The organism is Psychrobacter sp. P11G5 (assembly GCF_001593305.1).
In the GTDB taxonomy this organism is placed as follows: domain Bacteria; phylum Pseudomonadota; class Gammaproteobacteria; order Pseudomonadales; family Moraxellaceae; genus Psychrobacter.
Genome location: NZ_CP012533.1, coordinates 1,406,538 through 1,431,380 on the forward strand (window position 1 = coordinate 1,406,538; position 24,843 = coordinate 1,431,380).

At 41.2% G+C, this 24,843-nt stretch carries 25 protein-coding genes; 20 read left to right on the top strand and 5 right to left on the bottom strand.

The window, feature by feature from the left end; translation table 11 throughout:
• Positions 1-40: 40 nt before the first annotated feature.
• Positions 41-364, bottom strand: a complete 324-nt coding sequence (locus tag AK825_RS05885; protein WP_203226493.1) for a cupin domain-containing protein — start codon at positions 362-364, stop codon at positions 41-43.
• 168 nt (positions 365-532) lie between these two features.
• Positions 533-1,615 carry a 3-deoxy-7-phosphoheptulonate synthase gene (locus AK825_RS05890; protein WP_068035360.1) on the bottom strand — a complete coding sequence of 361 codons (1,083 nt, stop codon included), beginning with the start codon at positions 1,613-1,615 and terminating at the stop codon, positions 533-535.
• Between the two features lie 466 nt (positions 1,616-2,081).
• On the opposite strand from AK825_RS05890, the gene lpxB reads away from it, so the two are divergent.
• The 3 genes from lpxB (at position 2,082) to AK825_RS05905 (ending at position 5,878) form a co-directional block, all read left to right on the top strand.
• The gene (gene lpxB / locus AK825_RS05895) at positions 2,082-3,329 is read left to right on the top strand and encodes a lipid-A-disaccharide synthase (protein ID WP_149038789.1); all 1,248 of its coding nucleotides are present in this window, start codon (positions 2,082-2,084) and stop codon (positions 3,327-3,329) included.
• A gap of 101 nt (positions 3,330-3,430) precedes the next feature.
• The gene (locus tag AK825_RS05900) at positions 3,431-4,300 is read left to right on the top strand and encodes a ribonuclease HII (RefSeq protein WP_082787186.1); all 870 of its coding nucleotides are present in this window, start codon (positions 3,431-3,433) and stop codon (positions 4,298-4,300) included.
• 285 nt (positions 4,301-4,585) lie between these two features.
• On the top strand, positions 4,586-5,878 hold the full coding sequence (locus AK825_RS05905; RefSeq protein ID WP_068035364.1) for a CAP domain-containing protein: 1,293 nt from the start codon (positions 4,586-4,588) through the stop codon (positions 5,876-5,878).
• Positions 5,879-5,929: 51 nt separating this feature from the next.
• Here the strand turns inward: AK825_RS05905 and AK825_RS05910 are convergent, their stop codons facing one another.
• Positions 5,930-6,520 (bottom strand): DUF924 family protein, encoded by a 591-nt coding sequence (locus AK825_RS05910; protein ID WP_264753653.1) that lies wholly within the window; start codon positions 6,518-6,520, stop codon positions 5,930-5,932.
• A 165-nt stretch (positions 6,521-6,685) separates the two neighbouring features.
• Between AK825_RS05910 and nspC the strand changes: the two genes are divergently transcribed.
• From nspC to AK825_RS05925, 3 genes are all read left to right on the top strand, one after another.
• Positions 6,686-7,897: a carboxynorspermidine decarboxylase gene (gene nspC, locus AK825_RS05915; RefSeq protein WP_068035368.1), complete on the top strand. Its 1,212-nt coding sequence runs from the start codon at positions 6,686-6,688 to the stop codon at positions 7,895-7,897.
• 267 nt (positions 7,898-8,164) lie between these two features.
• A complete protein-coding gene (locus tag AK825_RS05920; RefSeq protein WP_068035370.1) occupies positions 8,165-9,439 on the top strand; it encodes a saccharopine dehydrogenase family protein in 1,275 nt (424 codons plus the stop codon).
• Positions 9,440-9,929: 490 nt separating this feature from the next.
• On the top strand, positions 9,930-10,433 hold the full coding sequence (locus tag AK825_RS05925) for a hypothetical protein (RefSeq protein WP_068035373.1): 504 nt from the start codon (positions 9,930-9,932) through the stop codon (positions 10,431-10,433).
• Between the two features lie 134 nt (positions 10,434-10,567).
• Here AK825_RS05925 and htpX read toward each other — a convergent pair whose 3' ends face one another.
• Positions 10,568-11,476 carry a protease HtpX gene (gene htpX / locus AK825_RS05930; RefSeq protein WP_068035375.1) on the bottom strand — a complete coding sequence of 303 codons (909 nt, stop codon included), beginning with the start codon at positions 11,474-11,476 and terminating at the stop codon, positions 10,568-10,570.
• 259 nt (positions 11,477-11,735) lie between these two features.
• Between htpX and AK825_RS05935 the strand changes: the two genes are divergently transcribed.
• The 3 genes from AK825_RS05935 to AK825_RS05945 all read left to right on the top strand — a co-directional run bounded on the left by AK825_RS05935 (position 11,736) and on the right by AK825_RS05945 (position 13,068).
• A complete protein-coding gene (locus AK825_RS05935; protein WP_068035377.1) occupies positions 11,736-12,197 on the top strand; it encodes an isoprenylcysteine carboxylmethyltransferase family protein in 462 nt (153 codons plus the stop codon).
• 58 nt (positions 12,198-12,255) lie between these two features.
• Positions 12,256-12,585, top strand: coding sequence for a DHCW motif cupin fold protein (locus AK825_RS05940; protein ID WP_068035379.1), 330 nt, complete (start codon positions 12,256-12,258; stop codon positions 12,583-12,585).
• Positions 12,586-12,735: 150 nt separating this feature from the next.
• Entirely contained in the window at positions 12,736-13,068 is a 333-nt protein-coding gene (locus AK825_RS05945; protein ID WP_068035381.1) for a YnfA family protein, read from the top strand.
• A 118-nt stretch (positions 13,069-13,186) separates the two neighbouring features.
• Here the strand turns inward: AK825_RS05945 and AK825_RS14970 are convergent, their stop codons facing one another.
• Entirely contained in the window at positions 13,187-13,309 is a 123-nt protein-coding gene (locus tag AK825_RS14970; protein ID WP_264753646.1) for a hypothetical protein, read from the bottom strand.
• A 412-nt stretch (positions 13,310-13,721) separates the two neighbouring features.
• Here AK825_RS14970 and AK825_RS05950 point away from each other — a divergent pair, with 412 nt between their 5' ends.
• The 11 genes from AK825_RS05950 to radA all read left to right on the top strand — a co-directional run bounded on the left by AK825_RS05950 (position 13,722) and on the right by radA (position 24,728).
• Positions 13,722-14,336, top strand: a complete 615-nt coding sequence (locus AK825_RS05950) for a 6-carboxytetrahydropterin synthase (protein ID WP_068035383.1) — start codon at positions 13,722-13,724, stop codon at positions 14,334-14,336.
• Positions 14,336-14,854, top strand: a complete 519-nt coding sequence (tsaE, locus tag AK825_RS05955; protein WP_068035385.1) for a tRNA (adenosine(37)-N6)-threonylcarbamoyltransferase complex ATPase subunit type 1 TsaE — start codon at positions 14,336-14,338, stop codon at positions 14,852-14,854. The genes AK825_RS05950 and tsaE overlap by 1 nt, the downstream gene beginning before the upstream one ends.
• 41 nt (positions 14,855-14,895) lie before the next feature.
• The gene (mutL, locus tag AK825_RS05960; protein ID WP_068035387.1) at positions 14,896-16,719 is read left to right on the top strand and encodes a DNA mismatch repair endonuclease MutL; all 1,824 of its coding nucleotides are present in this window, start codon (positions 14,896-14,898) and stop codon (positions 16,717-16,719) included.
• An 84-nt stretch (positions 16,720-16,803) separates the two neighbouring features.
• Positions 16,804-17,967 carry a tRNA (adenosine(37)-N6)-dimethylallyltransferase MiaA gene (miaA, locus tag AK825_RS05965; protein ID WP_068035389.1) on the top strand — a complete coding sequence of 388 codons (1,164 nt, stop codon included), beginning with the start codon at positions 16,804-16,806 and terminating at the stop codon, positions 17,965-17,967.
• Positions 17,968-18,399: 432 nt separating this feature from the next.
• Complete coding sequence (gene hfq / locus AK825_RS05970) at positions 18,400-18,948, top strand: RNA chaperone Hfq (RefSeq protein ID WP_068035391.1); 549 nt, start codon at positions 18,400-18,402, stop codon at positions 18,946-18,948.
• A 245-nt stretch (positions 18,949-19,193) separates the two neighbouring features.
• On the top strand, positions 19,194-20,186 hold the full coding sequence (locus AK825_RS05975; protein WP_068035393.1) for a KpsF/GutQ family sugar-phosphate isomerase: 993 nt from the start codon (positions 19,194-19,196) through the stop codon (positions 20,184-20,186).
• 56 nt (positions 20,187-20,242) lie between these two features.
• A complete protein-coding gene (locus AK825_RS05980) occupies positions 20,243-20,809 on the top strand; it encodes an HAD hydrolase family protein (RefSeq protein ID WP_068035395.1) in 567 nt (188 codons plus the stop codon).
• Positions 20,806-21,393 carry an LPS export ABC transporter periplasmic protein LptC gene (lptC, locus tag AK825_RS05985; protein WP_068035397.1) on the top strand — a complete coding sequence of 196 codons (588 nt, stop codon included), beginning with the start codon at positions 20,806-20,808 and terminating at the stop codon, positions 21,391-21,393. The genes AK825_RS05980 and lptC overlap by 4 nt, the downstream gene beginning before the upstream one ends.
• A 190-nt stretch (positions 21,394-21,583) precedes the next feature.
• Positions 21,584-22,138 carry a lipopolysaccharide transport periplasmic protein LptA gene (gene lptA / locus AK825_RS05990; RefSeq protein WP_068035400.1) on the top strand — a complete coding sequence of 185 codons (555 nt, stop codon included), beginning with the start codon at positions 21,584-21,586 and terminating at the stop codon, positions 22,136-22,138.
• Between the two features lie 124 nt (positions 22,139-22,262).
• On the top strand, positions 22,263-22,997 hold the full coding sequence (lptB, locus tag AK825_RS05995; RefSeq protein WP_203226527.1) for an LPS export ABC transporter ATP-binding protein: 735 nt from the start codon (positions 22,263-22,265) through the stop codon (positions 22,995-22,997).
• Between the two features lie 288 nt (positions 22,998-23,285).
• Positions 23,286-24,728, top strand: coding sequence for a DNA repair protein RadA (gene radA, locus AK825_RS06000; protein ID WP_068035404.1), 1,443 nt, complete (start codon positions 23,286-23,288; stop codon positions 24,726-24,728).
• Positions 24,729-24,843 lie beyond the last annotated feature (115 nt).

Below are 24,843 nucleotides of genomic sequence, written 5' to 3' on the forward strand. Positions count from 1 at the left end.
GTTTAGCCTTTTGACGTTATGAGTTAGGCTATTTGAAGATCTAAATTCTCGGCTTGGGCGCAGGTTCTCTATCTGAATCACCAGAATTTGGCTCGCCTTTTGGTTCGATTAGTAAAACCTTCACTTCATGCTCTGCGCGTGGTCGATGGCTCACACCTTTGGGTACGATAAACAATTCCCCAGCTTTGACAAGACGAGAATGTTCACCTTCTATATCCATAAACATCTCGCCCTCTAACACATAGAAAAAGTCGTCCGTTTCTTCATGTTTATGAAAGGGATACTCTCCTTGAAATTTTACTACCATCACTTCGTTTTGATTATAATCAGCAATGACATGTGGATCCCAGTGGCTTGAAAACATGCTTAGTTTGTCCGAGAGTTTAATGGTATTCATGGTTTTTCCTTTTCATATAAAGCTTATTTGTCCCACAATAAACTAAAAGCTTATTGTTTTAATTTGATTAGGCAATAAAAAGCCCACCTACGCATAGATGGGCTTTTTCTCAATTAATATTTAGGTAGTTAGCTATTAGCGATTAGGTAAAATGTCTTTCACCGTATCACGTAGATTATGTATAGCAGTCACGGTACTATCCCAATCGAGACAACCATCGGTGATAGATTTACCATACTCGAGCTGGCTCAAATCTTCAGTAAGCTTTTGGCTGCCACCTTTTAAATGGCTTTCAATCATCATGCCGATAATTGATTTATTACCGTTTTGAATCTGCTCAGCGACGTTTTGGATGACCATCGGTTGTAAGTAAGGATCTTTACCTGAGTTTGCATGACTTGAGTCAATCATAATCTTACTACTGGTTTTTCCTTTAGCCAGCTCGTTTTCAACTTGGGCGACAGCGGTTTCGTCATAGTTAGGTTTGCCATTACCACCGCGCAGTACGACGTGTGCGTAAGGGTTGCCTTTAGACTTGATGATAGATACTTTGCCATCTTCTGATAGACCTAAGAAGCTATGACCAGCTTTTACTGCTTGCATAGCGTTGACTGCGACAGTCATGCCACCGTCAGTACCATTTTTAAAGCCTACTGGGCACGATAAGCCTGAGCTCATCTCACGGTGTGTTTGGCTCTCAGTGGTACGTGCGCCAATCGCTGACCAGCTGATCAAGTCCTGCATGTACTGCGGGGTATTTGGATCTAAAGCTTCAGTCGCACAAGGCAAACCCTTCTCATTTAAATCAAGCAGTAGCTTACGAGCGGTACGTAGACCTTTTTCGATATCGAAGCTGTCATTCATATCAGGGTCGTTAATCATGCCCTTCCAACCAACAGTAGTACGTGGCTTTTCAAAATAGACACGCATAACGACAAAGATAGTGTCTTCGACTTCTTTTGCCAATACGGCTAAGCGGTCAGCATATTCGTGCGCCGCCTTGATATCATGGATAGAGCAAGGACCGATGACTATAAACAGGCGCTTATCTTTACCATCCAAAATATCTTGAATAGTATGGCGACCTTTTAGAACGGTTTTATAAGCTTCGTTCGAAAGGGGCAGCTCAGCTTTTAGCTCAGCGGGAGTGATCAAAGGAATGAATTTTTCAATGTTCACGTCATCAATATCTGCATTATGGGTAGCTGGTGTTGTCATGATTACACTTCGTCTAGCTAATTTATAGGGATATTCATTATGCGGTCAAAATTGCATGTTGACAAGGGCAGTCGTTCAGTTAATTGACTGATAACTGGAATGTTAAAACCAAAATTTTGTTATACTTGCCCATTATCGGGGTGCGCAGGGTGCACTTTTACTATATGTAGCTCATTTATGGTCTACAGTTTTACGCATTAATGTACTTAATATGTTTAATAAAAAATCAAAATCATAGGTTAAAGCACATAGTTTCATACTTTACTACATAGACAAGCCCTGATTATTTTGTTTGTACTAATTGTTTTAGACGTCTGATTTTAGGCGCTTCCCCATCTGATTCTTATGGCATACGCTTTGCTGTATTTTTTAATTGTTCATTATTGCATTGTTAATGTTGAGACCTGTCATGACTGATTCTGCCACGCCCTTTCAAACTACTGAAGAATCTGCCGATTCATTTGGTATGATGAATGATAATCACCAGTTGCCAAATAAACCGCTGGTGATTGGTATTGTTGCAGGTGAAGTATCTGGTGATAGTTTGGGTGCAGATTTTATGCAGCAGATGAATAATCTGCGTGATGATATCGTTTGGGTAGGGGTCGGCGGGTCAAAAATGCAGGCGCAAGGGTTACACAGTATTTTCCCATTAGCACGCCTAGCGGTGATGGGTTTGGTGGAAGTATTATCGCAGTTGCCTGATTTGCTCAAAGCACGACGTGAGCTGTTAGCAGCTTTTCAAGTTGCCAATATTGACTGGTTTGTCGGTATTGATGCGCCTGACTTTAATCTACGGGTTGCAAAGAAGCTCAAGCCAAAAGGGGTGTTCTGTGTGCAGTATGTTAGTCCATCAATTTGGGCATGGCGTGAGTCGCGTATTCATGGCATCAAGGCAGCGACCGATTTAGTTCTATGCTTATTTCCGTTTGAGCTACCGGTATATGAGCGTCATAACCATCCTGCGATATGCGTTGGTCATCCGCTATTGCGAACTCTAAATCAAGACTTGGTAGATACTCCGACCAATCAGCTACGAAGTGAGCTGGTCTGGCACAATGATGGCTTGCAGCAGTTCTTTATTGAGCGTTTCGATGATGTTAGTCAGTTGATTTGTGTAATGCCGGGATCAAGGCGTGGTGAGATAACCGCTATCTTGCCACTCATGCTAGACGGTATTCAGAAGTTATTATTAGTAGATCCTAAACTGTGCTTTATCATACCAACTGTTGATCAAAACCATCAATACATCGTACAAGATGTGATTGATCAACGCTCAGAGCAATTGCGTGCTGCTATTGTTGTAGTCTATGACGAAAGCCAGCCAGCCTTTAGTCAACAGGCCATGGCAGCCTCTGATATTATTATGCTGGCATCGGGTACGGCAACGCTTGAAGCCATGCTCCTTGAACGCCCGATGGTCGTTATTTATCAATTAAATCAGCTTACTTATCAGATTGCTAAGCGTCTGGTAAAAGTACCCTATGTCGCATTACCTAATATATTAGCAGGAAGAACTATCGTAACTGAGCTTATACAAGAGCAGGCGAGTGGGGAAAATATCTGCCGAACGGTCACAAAATTATTGCAGCCTCGCGCCTATGCTGAACAGTTACAGGCCTTGCTCGAGACCAAACAGACATTACAGCAGCAAAGCAATCATGAGCCCGCTAATAGTGTGATTGCACAGTGGTTTGCTCAAGGTAATCGTTAAATTATTAATTGATTGGTTTAATTGTTATTGATCGAAGCATTATTGATTGAAATATTATTAATTAAAACATTGTTAAAAAATAAATAAAAAGTCTGATAATTATGGATATTGAAACCTGTTTAGATAGTCGTATTATTCATATTAAAAGCGATATTGAGCTCATAGATGTTAAAGGACAGTTTATTAGTTTAGCTGCTCCGATTCGCTTAACTGGTCAATTACGGCTTACTGACGATTTACGTCAGATACTTGCGTGTATAGACAATGAAGTAGAAAAATTAACGCTACAGATTGGGGTTGATGAAGCAGGGCGCGGCCCTTTGCTAGGCAGTGTGAACGTGGCTGCCGCCATACTACCAAGCGCGTGGTCAGGTTTGATTGAGATGCAAACATTAGTGAATACGCCGTTATCTATACTGACGGACTCCAAGCAATTAAGCGAAAAAAAACGCGATAAGCTTTATCCATTGGTGCAACAAAACGCTTTAGGTTATGTGGTTGCAGAGATTCCAGCAGCGGTCATTGATCAGATAAATATTCTGCAAGCAACGATGCTTGGTATGCGCTTATGTACAGAGGCGCTATTAGTTGCGGTAGCAGAACAAATTGCAAATGATACAAGTAGCACGTCATACAATCTGCAGGCTCAGGTATTGTTCGATGGAAATCGCTGTCCAGAGTTAGATTATCTGAAACTCTCATCTTTTGGTATATCTGAGTCAAGCATTGATTGCCAAGCTTGGGTAAAGGGTGATGCACGTCACACTAGTATTGCAGCTGCTAGTATCTTAGCAAAAGTCAGCCGCGACCAGACTATGTATCATTTAGATTCGTTGCATCCACAGTATAGTATCGCTAAGCACAAAGGTTATCCCACTCGTGTTCATATGGAAGCCATTAAGATGTATGGCGTATTGCCTGAACATCGTCGTAGTTTTGCGCCAGTAAGGCGAGTACTTGAGAATAAATGACGAATTAAATCTAGAAGAACTACTTATTCTACAAGGTGATTGAAAGCTAAATAGCCTAAGCAAATAATCTTACAGCTTTCACATTAATCCTAAATTTATTATTCAAACTCCTCTCCAAATTACCTTTCAAATCAACTCCTAAAATTCACGTTATATCAAACCGTCTCCTACAGACGGTTTTTTTATTGTCATAGACGGTTCTATTTACTATGAATTGGCATGCTTATTGCTCATTTTGACTATGGTCACTCAATATGCTCACTTCATGCTTTTATAGGATAAACGATGAATTTTATTACCTCAGAAAAAAGTCTCGTCATTGCTCTTTCTTCAGCTCTGCTTTTAACTGCTTGTGGCGGTGGTGGCAGTGAGAGTTCCGATAATAGTACTAGTACTAATTCAAGCAACTCGAACTCACCTGAAGCGATTAGTCCGTCAAATCCTACTGATACTTCTAAGCCATCAGAGCCTAACACTTCTCCTGAACCGTTAAAACCGACTACTTCTCCTGAAACATCAGCGCCTGAGGCTACATCGCCAGTATTAAAAGTTGAAGTCGATATGAAAGATGTGGAGAGTAAGAGCTATGATGGGGCTGCGCAGGTTGGCTCAAAGCTATTAAACTCACAAAGACAAGCTTGTGCGCTTGGTGGGTTAGCACAGAATAACGAGCTAACCAAAATAGCAACCCAGCACGCGCAGTACATCCAGCATGTGTTCGCAAATAGTAGCCCAACGATGTTTAATGCGCACGATGAAAGAGAGATCGAAGATATAAAGACATGGACAGGAAAGAACAATCCATTCTTTACAGGTATTAGCTTCAAAGATCGTCTACTTAAAGCTGGATATTCAAACTTGGCTCATGGTGTTGTAGAAAACATATCGAGAATAACGTATTACAGCTCAGCTGGTAGAGTCGCGTCACCAGAGTATGCTGCGCATTCAATGACTAAGTCTCTACTAGCTGCACCTTATCATATGCGTCTATTAGTAACTCCTAACCTTAGTCAAACAGGCTCAGGTATGATAGCTTACAAGCCTTATGGTAAGGCTACTGATAAAAGTCAGGGCTATGTTTTTGTCAACGCATCATCAGCTGATCGAAATACAGAAAATCGTTCGGTTGAGGGACTGTTTACTTATCCTTGTACTGATGTAGCAGATACAAATACTGCGCTTTACAATGAGTTTCCAAGCCCAGTGGCAGGGACAGGACGTGACCTAGGTACTGATCCTATCGGCCAGCCTATCTATATCAACATGCCATCGGCTAAAAACATTAAAATTAGTAATATTAAGTTTCGTGATATCCAGCGTAATATAGACGTGCCTGTAGACCTGCTAGATTATAGCAATGACCCTCATAAGAGAACCGCCTACGAATTACCGCAAAACGAAGCTTTTATTCTGCCGATTACTGATAGTTTGCAAAGCTGTGAAACTGGTCGTAGAGTAGGTAAAAACTGTGGTCTTTATGGCAATAGTAAATACCAAGTCAGCTTTGATGTTCTAGTAGATAATAAGACGCTAGAAACTAAGCAGTTTACCTTTACAACAGGTGAAGTTAACTATTAAACCAGTGTGCACGTTAGCGTATAAGTCTTGCGCTAACGTGCACACAGTTAATCAAAACGACGAGTCCGGCTGCTTTAGAAATGTTTTTTCTTCAGCAGTCGATTCTCTATCTAAAACCTCATTACGATGCGGATAACGGCCAAACTGACCAATGATGTCTTTGTGGCGATGTTCAAAGTCCAAGGTGTTCGCATGATCTAATTGCTCAAACAGTGGTAAATAGCGCTCATGGATCATCGCTGACTCAGAGTGCATAAATGGCATGATAATAAATTTGCGCCATTCCATCGGCAAACTATTAAAATGTGGCTGCCCAATAGCTTCTTGAGCCAATACCAGTGCCATGCCATCCTGCGCAAAAGCACAAGCCTGTCCGCGACATAGATTGCGTGAAAACTGATCTAAAACAATAATTTCTGCTAAGCGTCCCGCCAAAGCCGTGGTTGAGCTGTTACTATCTGTTGATGTTTCTGCGGTTCGCCAAATCACGCATTCACCTTGTTTTGCGGCTTGCCAAATTTTGCCAAACTTATCATTTATTTGCTTATCAAAACCATCGTTTTGGTCAAACCAGTATTGCTCATTATCTTTGTCGAACCAAAAATCTAACACTGCACGCGCATCAGGATTAAGATGGGTCATATCGATATTCTTTGGATCGAGTTGAGATAAGTTAGCTTGGCTGGTAGAAGTGGAATAATCGGTCGAAAGCGACATAAGATATTCTAATTATGATGAATTTAGTCTACTATAGCGCAAATATTTATATCTGTCATAACCCTATCAAAAGCCATTAGGTTATCTCTTATGAACTCGATAAAAACTTTAAAACCAGTTGCCGTACCAACACCTTATTATTTGCTTGATGAAGCTGCAATAGTCGCTAATATGCAGATTATTGCACGTCTGTGCGAGCTGTCTGGTGCTAAGGCATTACTGGCACTCAAATGCTTTGCCACATGGGGTGTCTTTGACGTCATGCAGCCTTATTTACATGGCACAACCTCGTCTTCACTAAATGAAGTGCGTTTAGGCTATGAAACCTTCGGCAATAATAGCAATGGCAATAGCGAAGATAAAAAAGAGACTCATGCCTATAGCGTGGCCTATAGTAGCGATGAGATATCTGAAGTGCTTAGCTATGCGGATAAGATTATCTTTAACTCTATCTCGCAATTGAATGCTTTTAAAGACCAAGCCCGTGCACAAAATATTCCAGTAGGGCTGCGCTTGAATCCAAAGACCAGCAATTCATCATTTATCATTGCAGATCCCGCACGGCCTTTTAGTCGTCTTGGTGAGCATGATAAAGATAAGATTGCAGCGGTACTCAGTGATATAACTGGGGTGATGATTCATAACAACTGTGAGAACGACAGCTTTGAAGCCTTTAGTGCTAGCTTGGCTGATATCGAAGATAGGTTTGGTGACGTTTTAGCACAGCTCGAATGGGTCAGCTTGGGCGGTGGCATTCATTTTATCGCCCCTGATTATCCACTAGAAAAACTCGCTGAAAGGTTAAAAGGCTTTAGCGAAAAGTATGACGTACAAGTCTATCTAGAACCTGGCGAGGCAAGTATCCATGGCGCAGGGTCATTGGTTACGACGGTATTAGATACCATGCATAATGAAAAAAACTTAGCCGTCGTCGATGCTTCTATCGAAGCACACATGCTTGATTTGCTGATCTATCAGGAGTCAGCGTCTATTGCCTCTATTAATGATGAGTCGGTTGATGTTGTGCCCGCTAGCACTGATCAAAAATATGACGCGCCTGACAATACGATTATCTATGGTCGTTCTTGCTTAGCAGGCGATATCTTTGGCGAGTATGCATTACCTAACCATTTAAAAGTAGGTGATAAGATTGCATTTGGTAATGCCGCAGGTTATACCATGGTGAAGAAAAACTGGTTTAATGGGGTCAACATGCCAGCGATTGTTATTCGTCGTTTGGATGGCAGTATTGACGTACAGCGTGAATTTGACTATCAAGACTATAAAGCGAGTTTGTCCTAACTTCATTGAGCTAATGATTGGCATAACCTTTAAACAATGGTTCAAGAATCATTATGCATTCTGAAGTTTTTAAGTTATGTTGTAATTTTTGCCGAAAAGCGAATAAAAATTGTTATAATTGCCGCTGGCAAAGGTAGCAATATTTGTCTAACGGGTGCGTGGGTTTTCCTCGGTCTTCCTTTTTAATTCACGCATATCATTCACTCGTTTCTGTTTTGCATAGCCAATATCAATGGTATCGACAGGGACACAAAGGAGGATTGTTCATTGAACACAAATCAACAAGCTAAGTCCAACAAAAAAGATGTACTCATCATCGGAGCAGGCGGCGTCGCTCAAGTAGTTGCTCATAAATGTGCAATGCATAATGACGTACTCGGCGACATTCACATTGCCTCGCGTACTCAGGATAAATGTGATGCGATTGCTCAGAGTGTGAAAGATAAAGGTAGCTTTAAGCAAGCTGCCGTTTTACATACCCATCAAATCGATGCGATGGATGGTCAAGCGCTTGTAAAGCTGATACATGATACGGGCATCCAGATCGTCATTAATGTCGGGTCGCCTTTTCTTAATATGAGCGTGCTTGAAGCCTGTATCGAGACAGGTGTCGCTTACATTGATACTGCTATTCACGAAGATCCACGCAAGATTTGTGAGACGCCACCATGGTATGAAAACTATGAATGGAAACGTCGTCAGCGTTGTGAAGACAATAACATCACTGCTATTTTAGGTGCAGGATTTGATCCTGGCATGGTTAACGCCTACGCGCGTCTTGGCTATGACATGATGGACGCAGGTTCGGTCACTGACATCGATATCATCGATATCAACGCAGGTAGCCACGGCAAATACTTTGCGACCAACTTTGATCCTGAGATTAATTTCCGTGAATTCACAGGTACGGTTTATTCTTGGCAAGATAGCAAATGGCAATCTAACAAGATGTTCGAAGTGAAGCGCACCGATGATCTGCCAGTCGTTGGCGTGCAAAATAGCTATTTAAGTGGTCATGATGAGATTCACTCTTTATCAGCCAATTTAGATGTGCCGAATATTCGTTTTTGGATGGGTTTTGGTGAGCACTATATTAATGTTTTCACCGTGCTACAAAATCTAGGTCTATTGTCGGAGCAGCCAGTGATGACTGCTGAAGGACAAGAAGTTATTCCGCTAAAAGTCGTTAAAGCTGTGCTACCAGATCCAAGCTCACTAGCATCCAATTATACGGGTAAAACTTGTATCGGCGATAAGGTTAAGGGCAAAGTTGACGGGGTTGATACTGAGATGTTTATCTATAACGTCTCAGATCACAAAGAAGCTTATGAGGCCATGGGCAGTCAAGGTATCTCTTATACCGCAGGCGTGCCACCTGTTGCTGCTGCTATGCTAGTCGCTACTGGTGAATGGGATGCTGGCAAGATGGTCAACGTCGAAGAACTTGATGCCAAGCCATACATTAATCTGTTAAACAAGATTGGCTTACCAACTCGTATTCAAGACAGTAAAGGTGATAGAGCGTTAGAGTTTGATATCTAGTTAGAGATTTTGATTTAATAAAAAAGCTTATCTTTTATAGATAAGCTTTTTTTATGTTTGATTGTAGTGTGACTTTACGGAGAAGTAGGGAAGCCAATCCTGCCATCCGCTATTATCTACTCAAATGGGGCGGGGCTTTGGCATGGTTTGGCGCATTCCTGCTAAACACGAGACTACGCTAAAACCTAGCCACCGCAACCTACTGAATTGAGTAGGATAACCGTTCCAGTCAGGTCTAGCGGTGACATCAAGTTCTTGCTACTATCTATTGTGGTTTGAGCGTTTTTTTTGTTATAAACAAGGTATGCGCACCTTACGGCGCTAATATGTAAAACATAGACTATCAAATATTAAGGAGAATCATATAGAGACTTTATACATTATCTTAGGCTGGTTTCTAGGGTTACTAAGTCCTACAATAATTAATATTATTAAAGATCGCTATGATAATAAAAAATTCCTTATCGCTGCAAAGTCTGAGCTATTACATTTGCAGTTTCATGTCTGCTTAGCAGGATATCTTATAGCTCAGAGATACGGAAGTTTTAACCGAGAATATCTTAGCGAGGCAAAAAGTTTTCTCATTCAATATGAAGGTGAAGATGCATCGGATAATATTATCAATAGTATAGAATCATTGCTTCAAGCCAATGATACAGACTTTAATGAAATAGTTACTTATTTTAGAAACCAAAGTTCAAGTCTTAATTTGAAGGGGCATTCAACTATATTACTTGATAGCAATTCAGTACAAATTTCTCGTCTACCAATAGAGCTACAAAGTAAGATTTATGAATTTAAAACTGCTTTAAATATTTATAACCAAGAAGTGTCAAATGCTAGAGAGGGTTCAAAACTTACATTTGACTCAAGCTTATCTGATATTAATCATCAGCGTATAACTGAAAATCTCTTAAATACTTATTCGAATTTACAAGAGGTTTGCTCAAGAGTTTGTCGAAAGGCGCAAGTAATTATAGATTTTAAATTATAAAAAATCATGACTATGCTAAATGCTATGTTTAATTATCAGTTAATTAACAATCCGCCACACTTACTCAAATACAAAGCCACAACAAGTAGGGCAATTGCCGCAATTAAAATTCCAGTAAGGTGCACTCATCAAACCTAACTAGGATTATACTTCCTCAACGCCACAATACGATCATCAAGCGTTGGGTGTGAGCGGAAAAGGTTAGCGATACTAAAGCCCGTAGATTGTCCTGATGAGATAGCAAACGCTTTCATACTCTCTGGCATTTGATCTGGACGTTGTGCAGAAGGGCGCAAGGCATCAAGCGCACTAATCATTTTGTCTTTGCTGGCAAGCTTTGCACCCATCTCATCAGCACGGAATTCACGCAGACGTGAGAACCACATGACGATGGCAGACGCCAAGAATCCAAGTAGAATATCCATTACGATACTAGTGACAAAGTAACCAATACCGGGTCTATCGCTGGTGTTTTTAAAGACAGTGCGGTCAACGAAGCTACCAATAATACGCGCGAAGAACATCACAAAGGCATTTATCACGCCTTGAATGAGCGCAAGGGTTACCATATCACCGTTTGCCACGTGACCAATCTCATGCGCGAGCACCGCTTCTACTTCATCTTGATTCATGTTCTGCAATAGACCAGATGAAACAGCGACTAAAGCTTTGTTTTTATTCCAGCCCGTTGCAAAGGCGTTTGGCTGGGAATTATTAAAAATACCTACTTCTGGCATCCCAATATTTACCGCTCGAGCTTGTTTAGCGACGGTATCCACCAGCCATTGTTCAGTAGCATTGCTTGGCGACTCAATAACAACCGTCCCTGTCGATCTTTTCGCCATCCATTTTGAGATAAATAGTGATACCATCGAACCAACCATGCCATATATACCGCACATAATGGCAAGGCTGGTGTAATTTAATCCACCTGCAGTGTGTACACCACCAATCCCAAAAAATCTGGATAAGATACCAAACACGATGCTAAATACCACAATCACAGCTAAGTTGGTCAATAAAAACAATCCAATACGCATCATTACGTTAACTTCCCAATTAAAATTTAAATGCAACTTTAAGACCTAATTTCATAATTGAGATATTATTGCTTTATATATGTTTTTATATATTATAGCTCTTCATAAATGGCGTTGTCTTGATAAATAACAATCTCAGTTAACCGTCCACACACACCGAAATCGCCAAAAGAACGAAAGCATAAGAATTAAAAACAGTCAGCTCATCTAATAGACAGTCAACTGTTCAGATATATCATTTAATCATGCATAAGGTCTAATAATGAACGCTCTAGAGCTAAAAGTACCACCTGTAGCCCAGGTCACCATTACCGCAGCTGCCATGTATAGCGTAGCTAAAATCATGCCAAGCTTGCAGTTCTCTTTTAATGGCTCAACTGCACTAGCGATTTGTTTGGGTGTTATAGGATTGGGCAGTGGTATTATGGGAGTGGCTGAATTTAAAAAAGCACAAACTACCGTTAATCCACATACTCCCGAAAAATCTACGAATCTAGTGACACGCGGTATTTATCAATACACTCGCAATCCTATGTATGTGGGATTGGTACTTATCTTATTATGCTGGGCATTATATTTGTCTCACTTTCTTGCGTTTGTGTTAGTGCCAGTTTTTATGCTTTATATGACTCGTTTTCAGATTCAGCCAGAAGAGCGGATGATGGAACAAAAATTTGGCAAGCGTTATCAAACGTATCTAAAGAAGGTGCGGCGTTGGATTTGAGGTATAGTAGGTAAAATGTTTTATTATTAATTAACGATTAAATCAGGGAGATAATGTTATGGAAATGAAAAATATACCTTTTGGGATTACTGACTGGACGGAAGTAGAAGCAGTAGAAATCAAAGGTGAGACTGGCACAGGGTATTGGAAGACTTGCGAATTTAACAATATCAATGTGCATATGGTTGAGTATTCTGCAGGCTACCTTGCGGATCACTGGTGCTATAAAGGGCACATTTTGTTCTGTGTTGAAGGAGAATTAAACACGGAATTAAAGGACGGTCGTACTTTTACCTTGACACCGGGTATGACTTATCAAGTAGCGGACGATACAATCGCGCATTGCTCGTCAACGAAGATAGGCGCTAAGCTGTTTATTGTGGATTAATGATGCTCGTAAAAGTATTATAAATGTGACTAAAAATGAGAATATAAAAGGCGGGATTCTGGATTGTGTCGTTACGGGCGATAGAGTGTTTATTTCTAGCAATGCCGTGCAGTATTTGACCGGATTTATCACCGTTTAGGAGTAGTGGTTTTGACTGAATTGAAAACCGTTGGGCTGTTTGTGCTGACAGCATTGGCTGAAATTGTGGGTTGCTATCTGCCTTATCTATGGCTGCGAGAAGGTAAGTCAATTTGGCTACTTATCCCCGGTGTGCTTAGTCTGGCAGCCTTTGTATGGTTGCTGACCTTACATCCAACCGCTGTAGGTCGAGTTTATGCGGCTTACGGTGGGGTGTATGTTGCAATGGCAATTATTTGGCTATGGACTATCAACGGCATTCGACCAACCACATGGGATATATTAGGTTCTGCGGTCGCGCTGCTGGGAATGGCGATTATTATGTTTGCGCCACGCAGCACCTAATACAAAAGCAGCGCCTAGCATAAAAAATGCCAATCAAACCGTGAGATTCAAGTGGCACAGCTTTAATATTATAGTTCAGATTAATATAGGTTCAATTAGCATATTGATGTACTTAATATTAATGTTTGCCTAAGATACTACCATTATCTTCTTTTTTAGATTTTTTGGCGGCTTTTTTCTCTTTTGCTGTTAACAGCGGTTTCTTTTTTACATTCTTCTTACTATCTTGACCTTTACTCATGGTTCTTTCCTTTTTAAGATAACTTATACTGCCTTCTGATTAAGTCAAATGGGGCTGACTATCGGGCGGTATTGATACAATTGCCGCAGACGCTGCGTTCTGAATTAAGTATAGCCCTAAGCCTCCGCAATAGATAGCGATAGCACAATTTCCCTACGCTCCACTCAATTCATCCTTTTGAGCTCGGTTATATTCAACTTTGCTTTTATATTGAAATTAAGCGTATTCAAATTGAGTTTTTGGCTAGAGTCGCGCTCGAATGATGTGTAAAACAATAATAGTATTAATAAGTGCTTACTTACGGATACATGCCGATTTGCTATAATAAGCGTTAAGCCAATGATTAGGTTTGGCAAACTCTTACTTATTAATATCTAGCACAATAGTGCTTACTGTTTTGGTCAAAATTATTATGCGTATTCGTAAACTATTTAAATTTGAAAATGCTCATATTGTTCGTAACTGTAGCTCTGAACGCTGCAAACACTCTATCCATGGTCATAGTTATCAGATTGAGCTTATCTTAGAGGCCACTCGTCTAGATCATGGGCAAATGGTCTATGATTTTGGCTTATTAAAGTCTTCGATCAAAGACATCATCGATAGCTTTGATCATGCGATTTGTTTTTGGAATAAAGACGATCCTGAGTATATCGCTGCCTGTAAGAAGTTCAGTGCACGCTGGATTAGTTTGCCAGTGTCACCTTCAGCAGAGCAGTTCTCACGAGTTATCTTCTTTTGGGCACAAGAAATCCTAAAACAAACCCAAATGCAAAATGGTGAGTCTGATGTCAGCGTCTACTCGGTAATTGCACACGAAACCGCAACTGGTTATGCCCAGTGTTTTGCTGATGATGTGGCTAATGAGCAAATGGGCAAGCTGGTATTAGAGGATTTTGAATTTAGCGAGCAAGTCTGTAGTGAGTGGCATGATCCTGAATTATATGCCAAGCTGATACGCGGTGAGAATTTTGTAAATCCTTCTGTAACGATGCAGGTTCACGAACAACAAGCAGGTACAGTCTGATGTCTAATCATAATGATACGCCTTTTACTGATAAACAGTTGCGAATATTAACTCTATATTCAGAAGCAGATACCGAAAGCTTAGCCGAGCAGCTTGCCGCCTTGTTAGTGTCAGGTAGCGTTTGGCTGGCAGGTGATTTGGGCGCAGGTAAAACCACGCTGACACGCTATTGGTTGCAAGCACTTGGGCATAAAGGTGCGGTAAAAAGCCCGACTTATACTTTGGTCGAGCCTTATAGTATTGAGCAAGGCAATGGCGTAACTAAGCTGGTTTATCATACTGATTTATATCGTATACAAGACCCTGAAGAGTTGTCTCTTATTGGTTTTGATGAGTACCTTGATGATAAAGATGCGCTGGTTATTATCGAATGGCCAAGCCGTGCTGATAATTATCTACCACCGCCGACACTGTTCATTGATATGACTCAAAGCGTTGATGAGTCACGTCAGGTGGAGATACGATTATCAAAGATAGGGGAAGCGCAAGGCTTAGACTTATCAGTTTTGAAAATTTAGCTCAAAAAATGCCTGCAATCCAAAATATATGACCCTCACTAATGCTAGATAATCACTCTAATACACGAATCAAAAAACTATCACCGCTACTAATCAATCAATTAGCAGCAGGTGAGGTTGTGACGCGTCCATCAGCTGTGGTTAAAGAGTTGCTTGAAAATGCTATCGATGCTGGTGCCAGTAATATTGAAGTGCATATTACTCAAGGCGGCATGGGTATGATTGAAGTGGTGGACAATGGTGTTGGTATTCATCCTGATGATATGGTCATGGCGATTACTCGTCACGCGACCAGTAAAGTTGCTGATGTCGCAAATTTACATGGTATTACTACTTTGGGTTTTCGCGGGGAGGCATTGGCAGCAACGGCGGCAGTTTCACGATTGACGCTAACCAGTAGTCATGATGACAGTGGTATCGGACGTCAGTTGCAGGTCACTGGTATCTTAGATGATCTGCCGAAACTGATACCTGTTGTGCACAATCGCGGTACGACAATCACGGTAAAGGACTTATACTTTAACGTGCCAGCACGCCGCGGTAATTTGAAATCTATTTCGACCGAGTTTAACCATATTGAAACGATTGTGCGTGAAGTAGCTTTGGCACGCGCTGATGTGGCGCTTAGTCTCTTTCACGACAATAAAAAACGGCTGTCGCTGTCAAGTGCATTGTCTTCAAGTTCGTTATCGATAAATGTTAACGGAAAAAACAATAACGCTAGTCGTCTGCCGTTATCGCGTCTTGAACAAGCGACGGGTAGGCCATTGACGGATAACGCGCTAGAAGTAGCAATTGATTTATCGAGTCTAATGCAGCAGCCTATAGGGTATGCTGATAATCATTACTCAGGTAATCAGGTAAGTATCAGTGGTTGGTTATGGCCTAGCACTGATTCACAGGACGCCTTGCCAAAGCTGCTATATGTGAATGGTCGTTTGGTAAAAGAGCCGCTCGTTAGCAATCAGTTGCGCCAACTTGCTCACAGTGCTGGACTTAGTAGCATCGGTTACGCCCTTTATTTTGATCTACCAACCGAGTGGCTCAATATCAATGTGCATCCATCCAAACAGCGGATCAAAATCAGCCCGTTAAATAATATCATGGCACATTTAAGCCATGCAGTTCGTTTGAAACTTAAAACGGTTAGTACAACGGAGACGGTAGCAACTACCGATTACGATAAACAGACGCTAGACAGAAATACCTCTCCAAGCACATCTTTTAATGCGTCATTGCCTAAGACATTTGCTACTAGTAACTTAGCGCAAAACAATCAAGTACATACTCCTAAATATCCGTATCAACTGTCAGCAAGCAAACAGTTCTCTAAAAACGTAGCGGAATTCTGTTCAGCAAAATCTTATGTTGACGAATCGTCTGATAAGAATGTTAAACCTTCAAGTGCAACTTCCGCTGATAGCCTTAATATTTTGAATAGCTCATTTATAAAGACAGGGCATTTACCAGTTTGCTTGGATGTTATTAATAGCTTAAATGGTTTAGTAAGTGAATCTTCTAACCCTAAAGACATCGATGATAAATCGCTGCCTTGGTTATTGTTTTACAACCAAGGACAGCTTTCACTTATTAGTGCAGCAGATTGGCACTCAAAGCTTCGTCTATTATTTGAGTCACATGTACTTAGCAGTAATATATTTAAAAAAGATGAAATGCTAAATAGCGCAGCATGTGTCAATCAGCAACTTGCTATTGTAAGCGCGCAAATGACTGCGCAAGATTTGACGATTTTTATAGTAGATGTTGAAGAGTTGCTAACTAACAATGCAATAAAAGTCATAGATCGCAATCAATTAGTTTCGTTGATGCTATTATCTGCCTCCGAACAAACTACATTCAGTTAATCTGAGCCTGAACAATAAATACTAGCTTTTATATAGCTATCCTCTGTTCTATCTATTCAAACTACAACCAGTAAAGGCATCCCTATGCGATATTCGTCTGATAGCTCATCCCGTAGCTTGAGTCCCAATTTAGCGGATAATAGCGTGGTTTGCTTGATGGCACCAACCGCGAGCGGTAAGACTGCACTGGCTTATGAGTTGTACGATACAGGTCGTTATGAGCTAATCTCAGTAGATTCGGCTCTAATATATCGTGATATGAATATCGGTACAGCCAAACCAACGACTGCTGAGCTGGCGCGCTATCCACATCATTTAGTTGATATTATTGATCCTATGCAGAGCTATAGTGTCGCTGAGTTCGTCAGCGATGTCGCCCGTTTGATTGATAGCTGTCACGAGAACGGCAAGATACCCTTACTAGTCGGCGGCACCATGATGTATTACATGGCGCTACTGGATGGGCTATCTCCAGTACCTGATAGCGATGATAGTGTTCGCGTACGCGTAGAGCAGTGGCGACAGGAAGAGGGCATTAGTGAGCTATATGACTATCTGGGTGAGGTTGATCCGATAAGTTATCAGCGTCTTAATGCCACTGATACTCAACGTATTACTCGCGCTATTGAGGTATATCTGCAAACAGACATTCCTATCAGTGAGTGGCAGCATAAGCCTAAGCAAGCATTGGCGCACAATCCCAATCAGCAGTGGCATGCATTAGCAGTGATGCCTGATCGCCCATGGTTACATGAGCGCATCGCACAGCGTTTAGATATCATGTGGAATGAGGGGCTAGTAACTGAAGTAGTTAGCTTGCTTGAGCAGTATCCACTGACACCAAATCTGCCTTCTATGCGCTGCGTTGGCTATCGTCAAGTATTAGAATACCTAGTACATACTAATCATCCAATATTTGAGCAACCGCATTTGGATAAAGCTCAGTTCAATGATGCCTTTGGTGAACCCGAAGAATTAGCCAATCAAAACATGAAACAGAATATCGCGTTTCAGTCGCAAGCACAGTCATCAATGCTTAATAGTCAGGCTGAGGCGCTTGCTTGTTATCAAATGCAAAATAAGGCATTATATGCTACAAGGCAATTGGCAAAGCGTCAATACACTTGGCTTCGTAAGTTAACTCAATTACCGATTATTAATACTGATTCAACAGGTGATGATAAAAATAACAAAATCGTCATACCATCATTTACGACCATGGCGCAAGCTGGTGAATATCTACGTTGATTATTAATTAATACTAATCGTTGATACTATCTGAAAAACGGTACATGACATTAAGTACATATGCTATCAGTAGTAAACAACATGCTTTATAAGTTGATATCGACAATAAAAATAAATCACAATAAGTTTCAAAGTGTAGTCTAGATAGCTGTTATAATTTGGTAACCTACCATTTATAGGCAGGTTATGTTGACTATTGCTAATTGGTTGTTACATTAAAGTGTTTTTTTCTAATAAAAACTACCATAGAAACAACTGGTTACTTAATTATTTACAATAATGTGGCATTCAAGATAAAGTAGAATTACTCAAGAAAAATTAGTGCTTATTTAGATACGTTTTATTAGTAAAACTTATTATTGTATCTTCCTCTAACCATTATAATTAAACAAGCACTTATAATATAATTATATAATATTTAGGAGAGTTTTTATGTCAAAAGGACAAACATTACAAGATCCGTTCTTAAACTCACTACGTAAAGACCGCATTCCGGTGTCTATTTTTTTGGTCAACGGCATTAAATTGCAAGGCCAGATTGAATCATTTGACCAATATGTTGTTTTACTTAAGAATACTGTCAGTCAAATGGTTTATAAGCATGCTATCTCAACTGTAGTGCCAGCTCGTAATCCACGAGGCACGAGTACAACGGCGACTACAGGTAGTAGCATGCAGACTCAAGGTGCCGCTGGATATCAAGGTGGTAGTACCAGTAGCGGATTTGAGCGTGGTAGCACTGCAGGTGCAGCTAGCGGTTTTGAAGAACGCGGTTTTGCTTCTAATCGTAGCGGTTTTAATCGTGGTGGCTTCAGCCAAGGTCAAGATCGTGGGTTTGAACGTGGCGGTTTAGGTCAAGGTCAGGATCGCGGGTTTGAGCGTGGTGGTTTTGGTCAAGATCGTGGATTTGAAAATCCAGCAGAAAGCACTGACACTGAAGATAAACCAAATGATGATATTGATAACAATAACAACAATTAATCGAAGATACATATGAAGGCGTATAGTATCGTTAGTATTCGCCTTTATTAATAAAAAAGACCTGCTATTGAGTGGGTCTTTTTTGTATAAATCAGATGAGTATTATACAAACCATAGCGATACTACTGCCACTATCGCTATTCTGTTATTAATCTGGCGCACTATTAAACTTTTCTAGGCTGTATTATTAATATTACTCTCAATATAGTAAAATACGGTATCCATTATAAGTATCGAGTCAAATCATGAGCAATTGCGCAAAAAACCTTACCCATGCCCAATTTATAACCACTGCTATTGATGCCATCAATACTGAAATGGCAGCACTGGCATTGTTAACTGAGCAAATAGACGATAGGTTTGCGCAAGCTTGTGATATTATTTTGGCTTGTAAGGGTCGAGTAGTCGTGACTGGTATGGGCAAATCGGGGTTGATTGGACGCAAAATAGCAGCGACGTTTGCCTCGACTGGAACGCCAGCGTTTTTTATGCATCCTGGCGAAGCGGGTCATGGTGATTTAGGGATGCTTGTAAAAGGCGATGTGCTACTTGCCATCTCTAACTCTGGTGAATCTGATGAGATTAAGACGCTATTGCCAGTGGTGAAACGTTTGGGTATTCCGCTGATTAGTATTAGCCGAGATAAACGTGGCATGCTACCGCGTGCAGCTGATATTGTATTAACGCTTGGTAAGTCACAAGAGGCTTGCCCGCTTAATCTGGCTCCTACTTCTAGTACTACGGCCACTTTAGCGCTGGGAGATGCATTAGCTGTCGCTTTAGTGCACGCTCGCAACTTTACCTCAGAAGATTTTGCGTTGTCACATCCAGCAGGCGCACTTGGTCGACAGCTCTTAACACGGGTGGAGGACTTAATGCATAGTAACGTAGAAAGTTTGCCTCTCATCAATCAAAAAGCACCATTACAAGATGCGCTGTTTATCATGTCGGCAGGCCGTTTAGGTATGACAGTGGTGACCGACGATGAGAAAAAAGTCGTTGGTGTATTTACAGATGGGGATTTGCGCCGTGGCTTAGAAAAGGGTATCGATCTTGCTATCCCAATACATGATGTGATGAGTACTAATCCACGTCAAGTGAGCAAAACAATGCGCGCATCGGATGCGTTAAGTGTAATGAACGAAAATGCGATCAGTCAGTTGTTGGTGATAGATGAGGAAGGACGTTTAGAAGCCATTATCACGGTGCATGACTTGCTACAAGCAGGTGTCAAGTAATAACTTAAACTGAATAGATTTTGAAATTAAATAAAAAACTTCATAAGAGATAAATTATGCAAGACTTAATCAAAAAAGCCGGACAAGTTAAGATGCTTGTGATGGATGTTGATGGTATCTTATCGAATGGTCAGATTATCTATGATGCTAACGGCATTGAGACCAAAGCATTCTCAGTTCAAGATGGCGTTGGGGTTAAGTCTTTGGCACGTTATGGTGTTTTAACCGCTATTATTACTGGTCGTAGTAGTGCTATGGTTAATAAACGCGCTGCTGAGATGGGCGTTGACTATGTGGTTCAAGGCCGTGACGATAAGCTTATCGCCTTAACAGAGCTGCTTTCGACACTAGATCCAGCGCTAAATATTACCGCTGCCGATTGTGCCTATATGGGTGATGACTTACCTGATATTAAAGCCATGCAAACGGTTGGCTTTGCTGCGACAGTGCCTAATGCACATGCCGAAGTGATCAATCGCAGTGATATGGTGACTACGCGCGCAGGTGGTACAGGGGCGGTACGTGAAGTATGTGATCTTATTTTAAAAGGTCATGGACATTATCAAGACTTTATCGCGTACTATACGCTTGATGAGGCACAAGCGCAGGACAACTTGTCGTGAATACTCGTGTTTTAATTATCTTAGCGTTAATCATTGCCGGTATCGCTGGTTGGTTTTTTCAGCAACAAGGTAAGATTACGCCACCAGTAAATATAGAAGCTTCTGAAGTTGATTATGAAGCGACCGATATCAAAGCGGTACAAACGAATGAACAAGGCGAGACTGAATACGAGCTCAATGCTGACTCACTGACACATAATCCAGTGACCAATCAAGATGAGATGTCAGGTATCACCATGAATTGGGAGCCATCTGATGAGCAGCGTTATAAGATTCAAGCCGGCAGTGCTACTATTAATCAACAAACAGGCGAGCTGCGTTTATCTGGTGGCTTTACCTTGGTTAGTGAAGACAAAGCTGGTGTGGCATCAGATATTGAACCTATCAAAGTCACAGGTCAGACGCTCAAAGGTAATACTAAATCACGCCAAGTCTATAGCGATGAGTCAGTCAAAGTTGAGCAGGGTATGAATCGTTTTGAGGCTTCAAGTATGAAAGCCAATCTTGAGACTGGTGAATATGAATTTGGGCAAGTGGCTGTGACCTTTACGCCAGCTGAGCGTCAAGATCAGGCATTATTTTAATATCTTGTATAGTACGTATGATAGCCTCAGATAGTTTAAAATAGAGGGTAAAGGTAATCGTAATAAACTGCCTAATAAGTGACTCACTTATTACTACTCGATATTTAACTTTATTAATTTAGTTTAGTTACCTAACGGCTTTTGCTTTTCTACTACTCATTACCTCCCAATTATAAAAGAGTAACTGCTTATGAAACCTAAATTTTTGCCTGCTATTCGTTGCAATCAAGTGCCACAATTCTTACGTATTTTACCGATAACCATGCTATTAGCATTACCGCTATATAGTCATGCGTTACCATCAGATGCCAATCAATCCATCAAGTTATTGGCAGATAAAGCAACCTATAGTGAGCGTACTGGTGTCACTAGTTACTCGGGTAATGTCATTATTACTCAAGGTACACTAAAGCTTACCGCTGATGATATAACCGTAAATTTATCTCAACAGCGTAGCATTAATTCGGCAGTGGCAACTGGACGTCCAGCAACGATGCAACAAGTCATCACTCAAGAAAAAGGGCTAGCAAAAGGTCAAGCAAACAAGATTGATTATAATGCGGTGAGCGGTATTATTACCTTAACTGGTAATGCAAGACTGGTTCAAAATGGGGCTAGCTTTGCTGGTAATGTGATTCGTTATAGCCTGAAAGCCGGAGATGTGGAAGCGACAGCTGGTGGCAATCAGCGTGTTGAACTGGTACTTCCACCCAGTAATAATACCAACCAAAGCGGTATACGCTAGGATGGTTTTTTCAGTTTTTATAAGCGCCTAAATTTTGCATTAGTATGAGTATCGTATGAGTGATAGCAGCAGTTTTAACAGCAGTCTTGATAGTCAGAATACGTCTGTAATAAACAGTACAACTATGCCTGTAGTCGAGCGTCTGACGATGCAAAATTTAGGTAAGCGCTATGGTAAGCGCTGGGTAGTTAAAGATGTCTCATTCTCTGTTGAGCAAGGACAAGTCGTTGGCTTGCTAGGGCCTAACGGTGCGGGTAAGACAACCAGCTTTTATATGGTAGTCGGTTTGGTCAATATGGATAAGGGCCGCGTTACCTTAGGAAAAATGGACCTATCTAAGTATGCTATGCATGAGCGAGCTCGTGCTGGTATCGGCTACTTACCACAAGAAGCTTCTATTTTTCGTAAGCTAACCATCGAAGATAATATCTTGGCTATTTTGCAAACTCGTAAAGAGTTATCAGCCGCCGAACAGCGACAAGAGCTTGAAAAATTAATCGGTGAGTTCCATTTGGAGCATGTACGTAAATCCCTAGGGATGAGTGTCTCAGGCGGTGAGCGTCGCCGTTGTGAGATTGCACGCGCTTTAGCAGCTGACCCTAAGTTTATCTTATTAGATGAGCCTTTTGCTGGGGTTGATCCTATCTCTGTTGGTGATATCAAAGACGTTATTCTGGCGTTAAAAAATCGCGGTATTGGCGTACTAATCACCGATCATAACGTTCGTGATACCTTAGCCATTTGTGATAAAGCTTATATTGTTTCAGAAGGTGCCATTATCGCTGAAGGCACATCGTGTGAAGTATTAGATAATGAGCTAGTAAAATCAGTCTATTTAGGTAAAGACTTTCAAGTATAGGTAATCCTGTGCGTAGCCGCTCATCTATAACTCATAAATAAGAACTATAGATGAGCGGTTAAAAATATTTTTATAGTATTCGATACATCTTGAGTTTTTATTTACTAACCCAATTTAACTATTATAATTAATTCATCTAACTCTGCACTTTCACGTCTGCATTACCAACCTTCATTCTTTTTTATCGAAGCGGTTATTGGTTTATCATAATTTATGATGACTTATCCTATATAAATAAAACTATCTTAATCTCTCTCTATTTCGCAACCTAAACAGGGCGCATACACGATGGCAAAAAATAAAAGTAGCTATGTCTGTCAGCACTGCGGTGCACATTTTGGTAAATGGTCGGGACAGTGCTCTGATTGCGGCGAATGGAACAGTTTAATAGAAGCCCCAAATGTTAGTATGCCGCATCATAATAAAAATACCTCTAAACCCGCAGCCAATAGAGCAACGCCGCGTGGCGCAAATGGTGGTGCTCCAACAGGAAATTATTCAGGAACGCATAGTGCTGTCATGCCTCTTAATGCCGTTAGTGTAGGGTTAGACACACGTCTGCCAACAGGTATTAGCGAGTTTGACCGAGTATTAGGTGGTGGGTTGGTTGCCGGTTCTGTGGTGCTGATAGGTGGTGATCCTGGTATTGGAAAATCTACTATTTTGCTGCAAACGGCGACCAATATGGCACGTGCAGATTCGTTAGCGGGTAGTGCGCTCTATGTAACTGGTGAAGAGTCATTGGCACAGGTGGCGATGCGAGCCAAACGTTTAGATTTACCTGCTGATCGTTTGCGAGTTCTGGCTGAAACCAATGTAGAGACCATTTGCGCCGCACTAACTCAAGAGCAGCCTGCTATTGCAATTATTGATTCGATTCAGACCATTTATACGGATGCGATTAATTCAGCTCCTGGCGGTGTCAGCCAAATTCGAGAGTCGGCAGCTATTTTGACTCGCTATGCCAAACAGACTGGGACTGCTTTGTTTCTAGTGGGTCATGTGACCAAAGAAGGTACATTGGCAGGTCCAAGAGTACTTGAGCACATGGTGGACACAGTTTTATACTTTGAAGGACAGTCTGACTCACGATTTCGTATGATTCGTGCCGTCAAAAACCGCTTTGGCGCCGTTAATGAGCTGGGTATCTTTGGTATGACTGACATGGGTCTCAAAGAAGTCGCCAATCCATCGGCCATATTTTTGAGCCGCTATGATAAGCCAGTTGCTGGCTCAGTGGTTATGGTTAGCCGTGAGGGCACACGTCCACTATTGGTTGAGGTGCAAGCACTGGTTGATGACTCTCAAGGACAGCCAAGACGTATGGCTTTGGGGCTTGATTTTCAGCGTCTATCAATGCTGCTCGCGGTTATGCACCGTCATGGTGGTATTCACACTAGCGGACAAGACGTTTATGTCAACGTGGTTGGCGGGGTTAAAGTGATAGAGACGGGTTCGGATTTGGCAGTGCTATTAGCTTGTGCCTCTAGTATTAGAGAAAAGCCTTTGCCGTCATCATTGGCAGTATTCGGTGAGGTGGGCTTGTCGGGAGAGATTCGACCCGTACCGAACGGTCAAGAACGCCTAAAAGAGGCCATGAAACATGGATTTACTCATGCTATCATTCCTAAATCAAATGCACCTGCCAGCAACTCGCCGCAGTTCAAAGGTATTACTGTACACGCTGTAGAGCGTTTGGATGATGCTATAGAGATAGCCTTCGAGATTTAGTCTTCATCTGAGTAAAACTTTCTTAATAATAGCATCCATAAAAAAAGTTCCAGACTCACTTGAGTTTGGAACTTTTTTATATTTTTAATATGCTTTATATATTTTGAATTGCTAG